The sequence below is a fragment of the Paenibacillus sp. GM1FR genome (assembly GCF_002803315.1).
Classification (GTDB): Bacteria; Bacillota; Bacilli; order Paenibacillales; family Paenibacillaceae; genus Paenibacillus; species Paenibacillus amylolyticus.
In genome coordinates, this window is record NZ_MKZL01000044.1 from 341,958 (window position 1) to 357,159 (window position 15,202).

Here is a 15,202-nt window from a genome sequence, read left to right on the forward strand (position 1 = left end):
CAATTTTTGTATTGTCACAGCCAAAGTTACACGATATAATCGAGTTGTCTTTGAGGATAATATTATAAAGGATGGTGAAATTTTGAAGAAATTTTCGATGCTTTTACTCGCTGTAACTCTATTGTTGTTAACTGTCTCCACAGCCCCGTCTACATATGGTGCGGCCAGTTATCCAAACACAGGTACGAACGGGTTGACTGGTTTTGCAGGCAGTGCCAAGAATGAAAATGGTGTATCCAAGTCGGCTACGACAGGTGGCAAGAACGGTCAGGTGGTTTACGTTAGTAATCTCAATGATTTGAGAACACATATGGCGGGCTCTACAGCTAAGATTGTCGTCGTTGAACAGAATATTTCTTCCTCCACGCTGCAAAAGGTTGAATTCGGAGCGAACAAGACACTTGTAGGTTCCTTTGGCAAACATACATTAACGAATATTCATTTCAGATCCACAAGCAGTTCAAGCAATGTGATCTTTCAGAATCTGACTTTTGAACACGCTTCCAATATTAATGCCAATGATGATATCCAGATGTATATCACTTCAGGCTCCAATTACTGGATTGATCATGTGACGTTTGCTGGTCACAGCTACAGCTCTGGTGGTAGTGATTTGGACAAACTTCTGTATATTGGTGATCGCGCCGATTATATTACGATTAGCAATTCCAAATTTGCTAACCATAAGTATGGCGTTATCCTCGGTCATCCGAATGATGGTAACAGCAGTTACAATGGGGTACCTCATGTGACAATGTCCAACAATTACTTCGAAAACTTATATGTACGTGGTCCTGGACTTTTAAGATATGGTTACTTCCATCTCAAAAATAACTATGCAAATAACTTTAACCAGGCCATCACAATTGGTGAAAAAGCACGGATTTATTCCGAAAACAACTACTTTGGTGCTGGCGCTGAAAAGGGTGGCATCCTGGATGACAAAGGAAAAGGGGAGTTCACGGATAGCGGTAGTACACCAGCGCTGAATAGTCCGACTTCTCCTAAAACGAATTGGAGACCAAGCTCCAATTATAGTTATCAGGTAGAGAGTGCCAGCTACGCGCGTGAGTTCGTCACCAAGTATGCAGGCTCCTCCAATACGACACTTGTATTCGGAAAGTAAGAGTTGCTGCACATCCTTTCACGATCCAAAAGGTCTGTCTTGTGCGCCATAACGCATAAGACAGACCTTTTTTTGTTTGTAAAATGATATGCTTACATATCATTTTACATTTCATATTCATTTTAAATGTTGAATACCGATATACATAAAGTAGCGCTGGTTTCATACTTATGAAGTTAATATGTACTATGCTAAGGCGCTGCGTATTTGCGATTTGCACATAAGCAGGACCAAAGACTACTAGATGTAGTACAGAAAGGCCCTACAACTCACATTTAACCTACTTAAAAGGACGGGGTATGCATGGATCGTATGGACGAAATTATTTGGAAAAGGAACAAATTAATCGGTATCATTTTGTGGATTATTATTGCCATTGGTATGGGGCTGGCCTTTACGATGCCGAAGTTACTTGTGTCCAATGGAGTAGCTCTAGTCTTTGTAGTTTGGATTACATACGCTAATGCGAAAAAGAAACATATTCATCTCATTCCATGGCTGATTACCGTATTACTGACAATATGTGGAGTCTATGTCGGTTGGGGAACGGTCAATTTTGCGTTAAGTTTGGTCATAACCGCAGTTCTACTGTTATTTCCTAACAAGAAATTTTTTGTGGTTGGATTTTCGGTATTACTAGTCAACAGTGTTCTTCAATTATTTGTTATGAATACCGTTGACTCTGTTGAGCTAATAGGTAATATCGTTAATGTGGGACTATTCGCTCTCACGGGGGCCATTCTGATGCTGGTCTCCCAGCTGAATCAAAGGCTCTTCCATGAAAGTGAAGTACGCCAGAATGAGGTGGAGCATTCTAAGCAAAGAGTGGAAACCATGCTGGAGCGTGTGAAGGAATCGGTCGAAGGTTTATCACGTTATACAGATCAATTGAAGCAAAAAGTGAATGCGACTGGTTCTATCACCAATGAGGTGACGCTTGGGTTCAGTGAGGTTGCAAAAGGTGTTGAGTTCCAGGCGACCAGTGTGGCCGAGATCTCGGAATCCTTATCTGTATCGGATCAGCATATCAAGGACGTTGCTTCGTATTCGCAGCAGATGAAAGAGTTGTCCGCAAGTATGGCAACGAGCACGCAAACTGGAAGCACACAGATGGACCAGCTAAACATCCAGATGCAAGATCTATATGAAACGATCAATACAACTGCAAATGACATGCGAAAGTTCAACGAGGAAAGTGAATCCATGACGCTTATGCTGAACAGCATAGCGGATATTGCGAGTCAGACCAACCTGCTCGCGCTTAATGCAGCCATTGAAGCCGCTCGTGCGGGTGAGCATGGACGTGGGTTTGCTGTTGTATCAGAGGAAGTTCGCAAGTTGGCAGAGAACTCAGGTCAGTCCGCAAGTGATATCGGAACCATCCTGTCTCGATTAAAAGGACAGACGCAGGCACTGACAGATCGATTCGAACGTATTCGTCTATCTTTACAACAAGGAAGAGATAGCGTCCATACAGCAGAGGAAGTATTCCGTACGATCAACAGCAACTCTCAGCATGTGTTGAATCAAGCGACAGATATCGAGACTAGTTCGGCGACCATGAAGGAATCTTCCACCAGAGTTGTGAATGAGGTTTCCGAGATTTCGAGTGTAACGGAGCAATCCAGTGCAGCGACAGAAGAGATTCTGGCGAGCATGGAAGAACAACGTAACCTGACACAGAAGATGGTAGAGAGCTTTGGAGAATTGGAGCAACTGATTGTAGACTTGAATGAATTGGTCTCGGATCATCAGGCTTCTTCCGTTGAGAATAAACGTTAATATTAATTGTTGAGGGCCTGTCGGTGCGTATTTAGCGTACTGGACGGGCTTTTTTTTCATCTTCCAAACAGCTTGATGCCGACATTTTTTTCCTATACAGTGTGTTGTATAGAGTATGAAGAGAGTAGAACTAACAATGTAAATGGTAGTTAAAAGAAGATGTTACCTCATGGGGGAGTAAAAGGTTGAAGAATAAAGGAATGAAATACAGTTCGGCCTACGATGACCGTACATATGAAGTTAGGAAAGATAATCGAACTGCACGCGTGCAGCTGTATGATCAGCAATCGTTCAAAGACATGGACTGGCCCGATACGGAGGATGGCAGATATGCCAGAGTCTATCTGGAACCTATGATGCTGGACGGAACCCAAAGCTTTATGTCCAATGTGGAAACGACATTGTTGCTCGCCCGGATTGATAATCTCGTTATTCCGCTGACGGTGAATGATACAGAGTATGATAATGCTTACGTTTGTTCGCCATATACGCATTATGTGAGTTACGCCAAGCAGGAATTGACCATGTTGCAGAAGCCTGTGTTGGAAAAAGGTCTTTCTGTGCTGCTCAGTCTAATAGGTTGGGGAATGAAGCAATCACAGATCAACAAAGTTGTGCATGTGAACAACTGGTTGTTGTCCACCAATCTGTATCCAGCCATGTCCGGTGAACAGGCGGAATGTTTGCTCGCATCGGTACAAGAGCGATACCCTGAACATGTCATTGTGTTTCGCTCCTTGTGTCCAGGACTTCATCCCGATCTGACGGCGAGGCTAACGGAAGCGGGCTGCCGATTAATTCCGAGCCGACAAATCTACCTGTACCAAGCGCATGATCCGAATTTTGGCAACTCGAAGTCACGCTGGCTGTTGAAGCGGGATTACGAATTATTGGGCAAGCATGGATACGAATTCGTTTCCGAATCAGATATGACGGATGCAGATATTCCGCGAATCGCGGAGTTGTACAAGCTGTTATACCTTGAAAAGTACTCCTATCACAATCCGCAATTCACTGAGCGGTTCATTGCTGTTGCGATGGCATCAGGAACACTCAGACTCTACGGACTGCGGAAGGAAGGGTGCCTGGACGCGGTGATGGGTTATTTCTGCCGAAATGGAATCATGACAACGCCGCTGTTTGGTTACGACACAGCGGTGCCCCAATCCGTCGGACTATACCGCATGTTATCCGCTTGTCTGATCGGACAGGCTCGCGAGAACGGCCATCTGTTACATGAGAGCGCCGGGGCTGCGCAGTTCAAGCGCAATCGCGGTGCTGTGGCGGATTTTGAATATTCCGCTGTGTATGAGCGCCATCTTCCGTGGAGCAGACGCTGGTGCTGGCTGCTGCTTGATCGGTTGTTGAATCGCGTAGGTGTGCCGCTGATGCGCCGCATGAAGCTGTAAACAGACATAATGCTTACCGATACCACACCATTTTGAGTTAGTGTGTGCATGTATGCAGTTTTAGCTTCACACATGCACACCAAGCTGGTCATAGTGATACGCACACTCATTTCACACTCGCCTAATTAGACATGCTCTGCGAGTTGTACCTCGAAGCCGTCTGGATCTGTAATGTAAATAAACCGCAGATGCGGATTGGGCTGGATGGGGCCACGCACAATCGGAATATTCAGCTCTGCCAATCGTTCCATGGCTTCATCCAGCGAGTTCACCTCATAGCCGATCGACACGCCGGCCTCTGGTTTAAGAATGGATTCACTGCCCTCAATCAGTTCCAGCTTGGCTTCATTCTCCATGCCCAGCATGGCAATCTGTCGTCCACGGCTTTCGAATCTGCGCTGAATGGGAAGTCCGAGCATGTTGTGGTAGAACCCGAGCGAAGCTTCCAAATTACTGACCCTCAGCGTGATCCAGTTTAATTTGATCAACATGGGTGAATCTCTCCTTTTGTTTTGCATGATATGTATTTTTGTTACGTTCATTATACGATAGGCGCTAGCAGGAACCTACTCCTTAATAATAAACAGTAAAATAGCTGCCGAAATATTCGGCAGCCAAATGGTGTAATCTCCTGTAGTCCTAGTAGTTCTAACGAATTATTGAATCAGATCAACGGCCGTTTGTGGTACAAATGCCTCTACGCCGTTATACACAATGACACCCTCCAAAGTTGTCTTTTTACCGTTCACCAGTGCAATATTTTTGTAGATTTGCAGTTCCAGTTTGGTGTTGCCTTTTGTAACGAGAATCTTCGGATTTTTGGCGTCCGTCAGGTCCAGTTTGTACGTCGCGCCTTTGGCCGTAAATGCTTGTTTGGCAGGTACAAACAATTGTTTGCTCACGCTGTCGAGATCCAGATCCAGTACACGTGCCATATACTTTGCTACATCCGTGTTGTCGATTACACCGAATGGACGGTCATTGTTCGGAGCATACGTGTACAGCACAACATCTCCACCTGTATGACCACCGGTTGTCCAGCCGATCCCTGCACGTTTGCTAATCATTGGACCGATTGCATAGTTAAGACTGCCCGGCTCGGCCGCTTTAATGGTGGCAATCTCCTCGGAAGTCAGGTCGGTAATGCCATAGTATTGTTTCATCACTGCTTTGATGTTTGTACGCTTGGCATTCAGCTTCGCTTCAACGCCCTCGCCTGTCAGTTTGGCCTTTTTCAAAGGTCCGATAAATGTGGACAACGGCTCTTTATCGTATGTGCCGCTAGTTGCGTTGTTACCAATGGTGAGTCCACCATTACCATGGTCCGTAACAGCCACAACGGCAGTCTCTCCATCGGCTTTGGCAAAATCCATGGCTACCTTTACGGCATCATCAAAAGCCAGCACGTCACTGATAATGCCAATCGGATCATTGGCGTGAGCTGCCCAGTCCACTTTACTGCCTTCGACCATCAGGAAAAAGCCGTCTTTGTCTTTGGACAAAACTTCAATTGCTTTGGATGTCATCTCGGCAAGGCTTGGCTGTTTTGCAGGATCACGGTCCATATTATAAGCCATGCCCGCTGGCGCGAACATACCCCATAGCTTGTTCGAATCGGATGCTTTCATTGCAGCTGGTGTAGTGACGTAATCGTAACCCAGTGCCTTGATGGACGAAATCAGATTCTCGCCGTCTTTACGTCCGGCTGGCTCAAGATATTTGCTACCTCCGCCCAATACAACATCCATGCCATTGTAGACTTGTTGTTTACTGAGTGCATCATAGTTTTTACGGTCCGGATAGTGAGAGGAGAAGTCCGCTGGTGTGGCGTGCATAATCTCGGATGTAGCGATAATGCCAGTTGCTTTACCCGCCAGTTTGGAAGCTTCCAGTACAGAAGCGATCGGTTTTCTTTCGTCTCCAGGCGCAATAGCCTTTTGCCCAGGCATGGTAGCCTTGTCCGGCAGTACACCAACAAATCCGGTATGAGATTTATAACCTGTAGCAAAAGCAGTTCCGGCAGGGGCCGAGTCCGCAATCGGCGCATCGGCGGAGTGTGTCCGAACCATGCCGCTTGCCATGGAGTCCAGTGTCAAGGATGAGCCCTTATACCAACGAGCCAGAGCGGTAGCATCGTTAGCCATACCGTCAGGAATCAGAATAATCACATTTTTAATCGGTGATGCAGATGTTGTTGAGGTGGTATCTTCCACAGCCCACGCTGCACTGCTTCCTCCGAGTGTAGCCGTAACAATTGTTGTCACCGCGAGCATCATTTTGGCTGCACGGACATTAAACCGGTTTAACATGAATGCATCCTCCTAGAATATATGTATAGTTTGGTATCCCAAACCAAGTGTATACAACAATTGCTAAACTAACGTATGAAATGGATTAACTATATGTAAAATTTACGATTAGTGAAGGGTGCTGGAATTCAGGTGAACTGGACAAAATGAGGACCACTCTTGTATGTTAAGGAGAAAATCGGGCTAGGGAATGCCCCTCGTCTAATGATCGGCTTTGAGGTGGTTTGTAATGAAAGAATGGTCAGAAGCCATTAAGTGGTGGAATAAAAATCAGGTGAAGCTCATAGACATTCGTCATCTGGTCTTGAAGCCGGGACAGGCAATTAAGCCGTATGTTTTGCCAGCCCATGCTTTTTTGCTGATGGTCAGAGGAGAAGCCATTGTTCATTTGGGTAAAGAAAAGCTCAGGTCCAACCAGACGCAGGTTCTGCATGTTGGCAAAGGCACAACTATACATATCCATTGTCTGGATCTCCCCTTGGAATATTATCTTATTTTATATAAACCCCAGCCAAGCTCCACTGGTACCGACCCGTCGAGAGTAGAAAACGTACAACAAGAGTATGAATTTTCCCCGCAGCAGTATTATTTTGCAGCAACATATCCGCTGTTGCTAATTCCCATAATGGAGAGAATGCATGAATGCTGGGCAAGCAGCGAAGAATTGGACAGGTTGCAGGTTACAGGACTGTTGTATCAGTTTGTATACGAACAGTTTCGTCAATGGAAGCAGGCGAGTGATCAGATAGCTGATCCTCCAGAATTAGCCGAGCAGATTGCAGCATACATTCAGGAGCACTACGCACATCCCGTGTCCATGGAGGATATGGCGGCCCAATTTCATTACAGCAGTCATTATCTGGCACGGGTATTCAAGCGAAAATTCGGTTGCAGTCCGATGGAATACGTCATCCAAACCCGGATGAACCAAGCCAAAGTATTGCTAACAGAGACAGAGGCTCAGATTCGTGATGTGGCTGAGAGCGTTGGATATAAAGATTTGTACTACTTTAGCCGAATCTTCAAACGAATGATGGGAGAAACTCCTGCTCAATATAAAATGCACAGTCATCTGTTTAAAGGTTCAAATCGTACTAATAAGAAGTCTGAATCGTTCATTGCTGGAGAACTCACACAACGCTATATTGATAATAACGATAATCATTATCAATACAACACTTGGAGCGTGAATGACTTGAATGTTCGTTTTAAGCCTACTTTGGCGGTCAGTTTATTATTTAGTTTATCCCTGCTATTAGCAGCTTGCGGGGGAGGAGCTGATCCACAGTCAACAGCAAATGAAGATGCTTCACTGCCTGCAACCAAAATGTATACCGACGCATCGGGGAGAACGGTTGAGATTCCAGCCCAATCAGCCAAACCGGTTGTGATCACATATGGGGGGTATTTGCTGCCACTCGGAATGAAGCCGGCGGGTGCCAACAAGGAAACACTGGATCTGTACCCGGAAGAGATGGCTAATGTACCGGATATCGGATCAGGAACGGGGAACGTAGAAGTGGTCTCGAATCTAGAGCCAGATCTGATCATCGTACCTGATTATACAAGCACGGAAGTGATCGGCACCTATGAGAAAATTGCGCCTACGATTACGGTAGCCTGGGGCGGTGACCCAGATGTCATCAACACCCTGAGAACGATGGGTGAGATTATGGATAAAAAAGAGGAAGCAGAGCGATGGATTGCTACTTTCGAAAGTAAATTGAATGGGATCCGGGATGAACTGAACATCAATATTGAACCGGGAACAACGGCCATGTCCTTCGTTATCTACAATAAGGAGGTATTACTTGGGGGAGAAGGCGGCACATTGGGCAAGTTGATATACCAGGATTTCGGATTTGATATGCCTGAACAGTACAAAGCCTATGCAGATGGTGGAACCGTGCTCTCATTGGAGAAGCTGGCGGATAAACCTGCAGACTACTTCTTCACTCAGATGGACGATGAAGAGATGGAGCAGATGATGGAGCTATTCAATGAGCCGGTGTATCAGAGTATTCCTGCGATCAAAAATCATCGGATCATTAATGTTTCTCGCAACTATTGGAATTATGGACCTTATCTGGTCGACAAGGGGCTGGATAGCCTGATTGAGCAAGTGAGCAAGCTACAGGAATAAAAAAAACATTTCATTCTACAAATTTGACGCAAATCACGTCATATCAGAGCAGGTTCATAGGAGGATGCGCCTATGGCCTGTTTTGTTATGTCGGCGGTTCTGTATGATTAAAGCTTACAACCGCTGGGCGCAGCGACCGCCATGCTCAATATTTATGGGCTTCTGGCTAGGCAGATACCCGAAGCAATGTAGGTTCCGATTCGATATGATATGGAACTTGCAGAGCTTGTTTTTAATGTTACCCATTCAGAGATATATATTGACGATTAAAAAAAGATATTGCGAACGCTTTCATTCTGTGCTAACATCACCATAACAACAGGATTGTAACCGTGTTTAGGGCAATACCTGTGTCAGTTCATTCGTTGGTTCTTTGTTCATCAAACGATTGATTGCGTTTACATTTTCATATGGAATGAACCTCATTCCTCAGGGTTGTTACTGATTGCAGGCAAAACCTGAATTGAGGGCAGTAGACCACGCTAAAGCGATGTCTGTTTGCCTTCGGTTCAGGTTTTTTTATATAAAAAAATGCCTGATGGCATGACCGCAAGCGCCGTAGCAGATATTTCGAGCAGAAAGGAGCGCAGCAGATTTAATTTTTCCTAAATAGAGATATAGACTCATCCAGACATTGGAATACTGATCTTAGATACGCATCTCAAATGGACATTCCAATGAACTTATCCCATCACACACTATTCGACAGCGAGGAGATTTATGACATGAAAACCATTAAACGTTCGATTGCTGTAGCAACAATTCTGGGGTTATGTGTATCCGCTCTACCAGCTTATGCAGCAGTCAATACAGGACCTACTTCTTCTGCAGCGATGGACAAGCTGATCCAATCTGAGCTTATTCGCGGCAGCGGTCAAGGTGTTAATGCAGCTTATTTGAACAAAAAGGCAACACGCATTCAGGCCGCAGTACTTTACTTGCGTTTGTCCGGATTGGAGAAAGAAGCACTCGCCTATCAGGGATCGGAAACGTATGACGATGCGGCTCAGGCAGGCAAAGTATTACAACCGGTCGTTGGTTACTTGAAGCAGCATCCGTATGTGTCTGAGATCGTAACAGGAACGGAGAAGTTTGAACCTAATGCACCCCTTACAGCGGAAGGTTATGCCGAAATGCTGCTGAAGGTGCTTGGATATGAAGCAGGTACGGATTATGAGCAGGGATCGGCTTCCACCTATGCGGCTGGGAAAGGAATCATGGCGCTTCAAGGGAAGGGAGCGAGTCAACTTACCAACCGCCTGATGGCAGAGGCAACCGCACAGGCTTTGCAGATACAGCTCAAGAATGGCAGTGGAACCTTGGAGCAGAGTTGGTTGAAACATAAAGAAGCTGGGGCGTTCAAACCTCAAACGGTGCAACAGACCAAGTATGGCGCGATTGATGGCAAGACCTATGAGCAATATGGCACGCTCGGTTGGCTCGGTGTTCCTTACGCGAAACCGCCAGTAGGTGAACTGCGCTGGAAAGCCCCGCAAGAACCGGAATCATGGACAGGAACGAGATCGGCTAAGGAATTTGCAGCGAACAGCTTGCAGATCTCCGGTAAAAATACTGTAGGCAGCGAGGATTCATTGTATCTCAATATCTGGCGTCCCGACACAACCAGTTCGAAACTTCCGGTTATGGTGTTCCTGCACGGCGGCGGGAATATGACCGGATCAGGCAAAGATTTTCAGGGTGAACAGCTTGCACGGAGCACCAACAGCATCATTATCTCGGTGAACTACCGTTTGGGAGCTCTCGGATTCTTCGAGAATGCAGCGCTGAAAACAGGCAATGCCCTGGATGACTCAGGTAACTATGGTCTGCTTGACGCATTCCGTGCATTGGAGTGGGTGCAGGATAATATCGAAGGTTTTGGCGGAGATACAGGCAATGTTACATTAGCCGGACAATCTGCTGGTGCACGTGATGTGCTGGCAACTCTGATCTCGCCACTTAGCAAAGGATTGTATCAAAAAGCAGTTGCTTTCAGCGGAGGATTGACGACAGCATCACCGGAAGACGGCGAGCAAAAATCCGAGGATGTACTTGTGAAGCTACTCGTGCAAGAGGGGAAAGTGGCTACCGGAGAAGAAGCAAAAGCATGGATTGGCAAACAATCTCAGGCACAGCTGGAGAGTTACCTGCGTGCACTGCCTGCGGACAAGTTGGTCACTGCTTTTGGCGCAACTGCAATCCGTATGGACCCATTCCCGCATCTGTTCCGTGATGGTACAGTGATTCCAAAAGAAGGATTTGACGCCATCAATAATGGCAATTATACGAAAGTTCCTGTATTGCTCGGCAGCCTGGAAACGGAGTTCTCCGGATTTGCCTTCGGTGATCCAAACTTCTCTCCATCGATTACGGATGAGACTCTGTTTACTGATAAAACCAAGGCGGAACAATATGCTGCTGCGTTGAAATACGGTAGCGAAGCTTATGCAGGCTTTAATGCAGAGCGTGTAGCGGAACAATTGACAAGTGAAGCAGGTCAGCCGCCGGTATATGCGTATCGTTTTGCATGGGGCACACAACCTGGAGTCATCTCTGAGCGTTTGCTTACATTACTGGGCGCACCACATGGTGCAGACATGGACTTCTATACAGGACACGCAGACGGAATTGCTGCCTATTTCCCTGATGGGTACTTTAGCGATACAAACAAACCAGGACGTGACCAGTTGTCCACCGCGATGGCAGCATATCTGAAGCAGTTCCTGTACACAGGCAATCCAGGTACGGGTGGATCACCTGATCTGGTGGCATGGACACCTTGGACGAAAGATGCTCAAGCCCCAATCATGCGTCTGGATGCAAGCAATACAACGGCAGAGATTGGCATGTCGACACAATATAATCAAGGCAAAGACGCCGTTATGGCAAAGATGAAAAAAGAATTGCCTGAAGAAACGTATAAACTGTTGACGGAAAAAGTGTTCGCAGGTCGTTTCTTCTGGGAATAAGGATCACCGGATAGGAAGGTATATATAAATTGAAAGCCAAGGGAGCGTGCTCTCTTGGCTTTTTGTACTGTTCGTTATGCTTGAATATGGTATTGTTGTAAATATAAATTAATAGAATGTCGGAAAGGAGAAACGTACATTATGGATGGAGTTAGTAATTTTGGTATTGCAGGTATTATAACGCTATTAATTTTCTTTATTATGATTGGTCTTGTAGTATATCTGGTTTTCTATCTTGTGATGAAGCGGTTTGGCGTCAAAGAGGAAGTATCCGCATTAAGGATGGAAGTACGAGTGTTACAAGAGGAAGTAGAGCGGAACAGGCGGGAATTGGAAAATATGAAGCGTCGATAACCTTTACACCACTAGTTTTGGATACGCGGAATGGTGTGGGTACAGCAGTAGGAGAGGACAGGGGCTCTAAGCCCCCACCTACTCAATACAACGTGACACCGCTCATTCAGCCTTTACATACCGAGGGCACTCGAACTATTTCTTGGAAAAAAAACTAAGTGTTCCCGTGCTTTCATCTGCACTCACAAACAGGCTGCGTCCGTTAACACGATGAATTCCCTCTGGTGATTCTCCGGCTGTAGGAATTAGACCCAGGTAGTCCGGATTGACCGGATCAGCAAGATCAAAGAACAAAATGGCATCTGCCCGTTCGGAAGCTACAGCGGCATACGTTTTGCCTTCTACAGTAGCAACGGTCAGATTCTCCACTTCACTTCCCTTGTTGGGACTGCGATCATCGGGATACAAGCCGACCATAGCTGTTGCCTCGTCAATGAGGTTCTGGCTATCGTACATCCGCTGGCCTTGCAGATCCCAGACAGCGATATTACGTCCGCCTGCTTTTACACCATCCTCAAATTCATTCTTGCCCAAATCCCCTTCATTAGCTGTCAGCAGGTATTTGCCATCTGCCGAGAAAGCAATCCCATCCGGTTCATAACGAGCGGTCAACGTCTCTTTAAACTGAACGATACCATCATCTTTCAGATCTGCTTGATGTGAAGTGGTACCCAGAGCGAAGATTGAGCTGATTTTTTTTGTCTCCAGATCTACGATGGCAACGACATTGTTTTCCTGTAGCGTGATGGCTGCTGTTTTACTATCTGGACTAATAGCAACATACTCTGGTTGTGGATCATGCGGATAGATGGCACCTTCTACATTTTCGAGAGATACCGGTAAGTTGGTGATCTCGCCCTCTAATACATTCCCGCCAGCAAAAGATACAACCATAATGCTACCCGGACGTTTGGTGTTGGCATAGTCAATTTCATCGGCAGCTTTATTCAGCTCCTCATCCTCTATCGCGATCACCGCATGCAGACCGTCAGGTGACAGTGCAATCGAGTCAGGACCAATGCCCAGTTCATACGTTTTGACGGTTTTGTAGGTTGTCAGATCCACAATGGCAAGCAACCCTTTGTTTGCTTCGCTGTCTGTATCCCCTGTACGAATAACAGCAAGACCGTATTTACCATCTTTGGACACGGTTACGCTTGTAACTTCGGCTTTGGCGGAGAGGTCATGGAAGCTGACCGTCTTCAATACGTTAATATTTTTCAGATCAGCAATGTCCAGTACGGAAATGCTGCCATTGTCCGCTTCGGTTACGAGCAGGCGCTGCCCATCTGGCGTAGATGCTGATATTTCTGCTTTTCCTCCAGGCATCTGAAACGAAGCGGTCTGTTCAAAACCGGTTTTATTTTGTTTCAGGATCAGTTGATCCGTAATTAATTTTAGTGTTTGTGAAGATACATACGTTGTACCTTTGGTGATGTAGCTTTTACTGTCCAAAGGGGTTTTCACACCGTTGATGGTGGCTGAAGACGTCCCTACGGGAAGTTGTACTTTAGTATCTGCGATCTGGATATCAACACTGCGACTGCTTCCATTCCATGTGACCGTACCCTGCATATTTTGGATGGCTGTGCGCAGTACGACATGATCGTTGGCGGGTTTAGTTGCGTCAGCGGCATGAATCATGGATGTGTAGCTGGTTGCTCCTGCGGTAAGAATGGCAGTCATCGACAGAACGGCAAGCCATTGATTTCTCTTTTTCAATGTTCCAGATCCCCTTTATCGTTTCGTGTGTAATGAGTTGTACAATTGTTTTAGTATAGGGAGCTTATGTTAAGGAGAGGTAAGAGAAGTCTGCGATTTGTGTAAAAGGTTAGATAAGAGATATTTTTCCAAATTGGATATGTAAGTTAGTGTATAAAATGATGTTGCCACATGAAGAAAAAAGCAGACGTGAGCCTTCATATATATAGGACTGGTCGAACGGGCGAAAATACGCTAAAATTATAATTGAGAATCATTATCAATTAGTTCGGGCTTTTTTACTGACAAGTCTGATCAAGATATAGGCGAGGTGAATACCCATGCGCACGGATGATGCATTAGGCGTAGTATATCAGCATTACCTGACCCAGGAGCCTTACAGTCAGCAAGATGAACACACGTATCTGCTCTCTCCCAAGGCGGGAAGTGGCAATATTAAAAGAGTAACGACATACAGTGGCATTGAGATTTTATATTCCCAGGTTGAATATCATCAGCCGTATCCAACGTATTTTGCATCCGAAACGCCCATTGTGGAATTGCAATTTGCCTTGTCAGGAGAGAGAAATGTGGATATATCCGGTCAGGATTATTCATTATCGATAGGGCAAGGGGCCCTTATTTTTATGCATGATTTCGAAGCGTGGTTCCATCCTCCGGCAAGGGAACTGTATACGTCCTTTTCGCTGGGGATTCCGGTTTCTCTGTTCAATTATGCTGCGGCGCAACTGGGCGGTTTCAAGTCGATTGCGTTTAATCAGGTGTTGGGACGAAAAGTGTTCAAGCCGATTGTATTTCAATTGGATAACCGGATACGAACGATGATTGACAGTCTGATTGTGGAATTAAACAACAGTTATCGATCATCCTTAATGATGGAAGCGACAGCCTTGGAGATCTTGAATCGATTTATGATCCAATTGTTTGATCTGGCGCCAATCCCCGCGGGATTCTCCAGAGAGGACATCCGGAAGTTACATACGGCACGGGAGATTATGGAGGCCTGTATGGTAGATCCTCCATCTTTGCTAGCATTGTCCAGACAGGTAGGTCTTAACGATTTTAAATTAAAAAAAGGATTCAAGGCACTTTTCGGAAGCACGGTCTTCGAATATTTGCGTCAGGTTCGTCTCGACAACGCCATGAAGTTGTTGCGCAATCAGGATAACAACGTCACCGAGGCCGCGATTGCGGTCGGTTACAGTAATGTCAGTGCCTTTTCGCAGCAATTTTATCGCAAATTCGGCGTGAAGCCTTCCGAGATGAAGAAGATTTATTAAGTAAGATGAACTGAAACATTACACGAGAACGAAGAGTGCAGAACCAGTCTGGAGAAGCGGAGCGTTCGCCTTTATCAACGGATTTCTCCCATCATAGAAGGGATCACA

Annotated in this window: 10 protein-coding genes; 7 read left to right on the plus strand and 3 right to left on the minus strand. The window is 45.8% G+C overall.

Annotation, left to right across the window (positions count from 1 at the left end):
* Positions 1-82: 82 nt before the first annotated feature.
* The 3 genes from PAEAM_RS23915 to PAEAM_RS23925 all read left to right on the plus strand — a co-directional run bounded on the left by PAEAM_RS23915 (position 83) and on the right by PAEAM_RS23925 (position 4,317).
* Complete coding sequence (locus PAEAM_RS23915; RefSeq protein ID WP_091013596.1) at positions 83-1,126, plus strand: pectate lyase family protein; 1,044 nt, start codon at positions 83-85, stop codon at positions 1,124-1,126.
* A gap of 303 nt (positions 1,127-1,429) precedes the next feature.
* A complete protein-coding gene (locus tag PAEAM_RS23920) occupies positions 1,430-2,908 on the plus strand; it encodes a methyl-accepting chemotaxis protein (protein ID WP_100529222.1) in 1,479 nt (492 codons plus the stop codon).
* Between the two features lie 185 nt (positions 2,909-3,093).
* The gene (locus tag PAEAM_RS23925; RefSeq protein WP_100529223.1) at positions 3,094-4,317 is read left to right on the plus strand and encodes a GNAT family N-acetyltransferase; all 1,224 of its coding nucleotides are present in this window, start codon (positions 3,094-3,096) and stop codon (positions 4,315-4,317) included.
* Between the two features lie 125 nt (positions 4,318-4,442).
* Here the strand turns inward: PAEAM_RS23925 and PAEAM_RS23930 are convergent, their stop codons facing one another.
* Together PAEAM_RS23930 and PAEAM_RS23935 are read right to left on the minus strand one after the other, a co-directional pair.
* Positions 4,443-4,808 (minus strand): VOC family protein, encoded by a 366-nt coding sequence (locus PAEAM_RS23930; RefSeq protein ID WP_076252789.1) that lies wholly within the window; start codon positions 4,806-4,808, stop codon positions 4,443-4,445.
* Between the two features lie 165 nt (positions 4,809-4,973).
* Complete coding sequence (locus PAEAM_RS23935; RefSeq protein ID WP_243391454.1) at positions 4,974-6,626, minus strand: alkaline phosphatase; 1,653 nt, start codon at positions 6,624-6,626, stop codon at positions 4,974-4,976.
* Positions 6,627-6,855: 229 nt separating this feature from the next.
* Between PAEAM_RS23935 and PAEAM_RS23940 the strand changes: the two genes are divergently transcribed.
* The 3 genes from PAEAM_RS23940 to PAEAM_RS23950 all read left to right on the plus strand — a co-directional run bounded on the left by PAEAM_RS23940 (position 6,856) and on the right by PAEAM_RS23950 (position 12,092).
* Complete coding sequence (locus PAEAM_RS23940) at positions 6,856-8,769, plus strand: AraC family transcriptional regulator (RefSeq protein ID WP_100529224.1); 1,914 nt, start codon at positions 6,856-6,858, stop codon at positions 8,767-8,769.
* A gap of 725 nt (positions 8,770-9,494) precedes the next feature.
* Positions 9,495-11,738 carry a carboxylesterase/lipase family protein gene (locus PAEAM_RS23945; RefSeq protein WP_100529225.1) on the plus strand — a complete coding sequence of 748 codons (2,244 nt, stop codon included), beginning with the start codon at positions 9,495-9,497 and terminating at the stop codon, positions 11,736-11,738.
* A gap of 141 nt (positions 11,739-11,879) precedes the next feature.
* Positions 11,880-12,092 (plus strand): Z-ring associated ZapG family protein, encoded by a 213-nt coding sequence (locus PAEAM_RS23950; RefSeq protein WP_100529226.1) that lies wholly within the window; start codon positions 11,880-11,882, stop codon positions 12,090-12,092.
* A 135-nt stretch (positions 12,093-12,227) separates the two neighbouring features.
* Here the strand turns inward: PAEAM_RS23950 and PAEAM_RS23955 are convergent, their stop codons facing one another.
* Complete coding sequence (locus tag PAEAM_RS23955) at positions 12,228-13,814, minus strand: choice-of-anchor I domain-containing protein (RefSeq protein ID WP_100529227.1); 1,587 nt, start codon at positions 13,812-13,814, stop codon at positions 12,228-12,230.
* A gap of 320 nt (positions 13,815-14,134) precedes the next feature.
* Between PAEAM_RS23955 and PAEAM_RS23960 the strand changes: the two genes are divergently transcribed.
* The gene (locus PAEAM_RS23960; protein ID WP_036617408.1) at positions 14,135-15,094 is read left to right on the plus strand and encodes a helix-turn-helix transcriptional regulator; all 960 of its coding nucleotides are present in this window, start codon (positions 14,135-14,137) and stop codon (positions 15,092-15,094) included.
* Positions 15,095-15,202 lie beyond the last annotated feature (108 nt).

Excerpts from the sequence above, each read along its gene's own strand:
- PAEAM_RS23930 (WP_076252789.1), bottom strand. The coding sequence starts at position 4,808 with ATGTTGATCAAATTAAACTGGATCACGCTGAGGGTCAGTAATTTGGAA.
- PAEAM_RS23920 (WP_100529222.1), top strand. The coding sequence starts at position 1,430 with ATGGATCGTATGGACGAAATTATTTGGAAAAGGAACAAATTAATCGGT.
- PAEAM_RS23940 (WP_100529224.1), top strand. The coding sequence starts at position 6,856 with ATGAAAGAATGGTCAGAAGCCATTAAGTGGTGGAATAAAAATCAGGTG.
- PAEAM_RS23950 (WP_100529226.1), top strand. The coding sequence starts at position 11,880 with ATGGATGGAGTTAGTAATTTTGGTATTGCAGGTATTATAACGCTATTA.
- PAEAM_RS23945 (WP_100529225.1), top strand. The coding sequence starts at position 9,495 with ATGAAAACCATTAAACGTTCGATTGCTGTAGCAACAATTCTGGGGTTA.
- PAEAM_RS23935 (WP_243391454.1), bottom strand. The coding sequence starts at position 6,626 with ATGTTAAACCGGTTTAATGTCCGTGCAGCCAAAATGATGCTCGCGGTG.
- PAEAM_RS23960 (WP_036617408.1), top strand. The coding sequence starts at position 14,135 with ATGCGCACGGATGATGCATTAGGCGTAGTATATCAGCATTACCTGACC.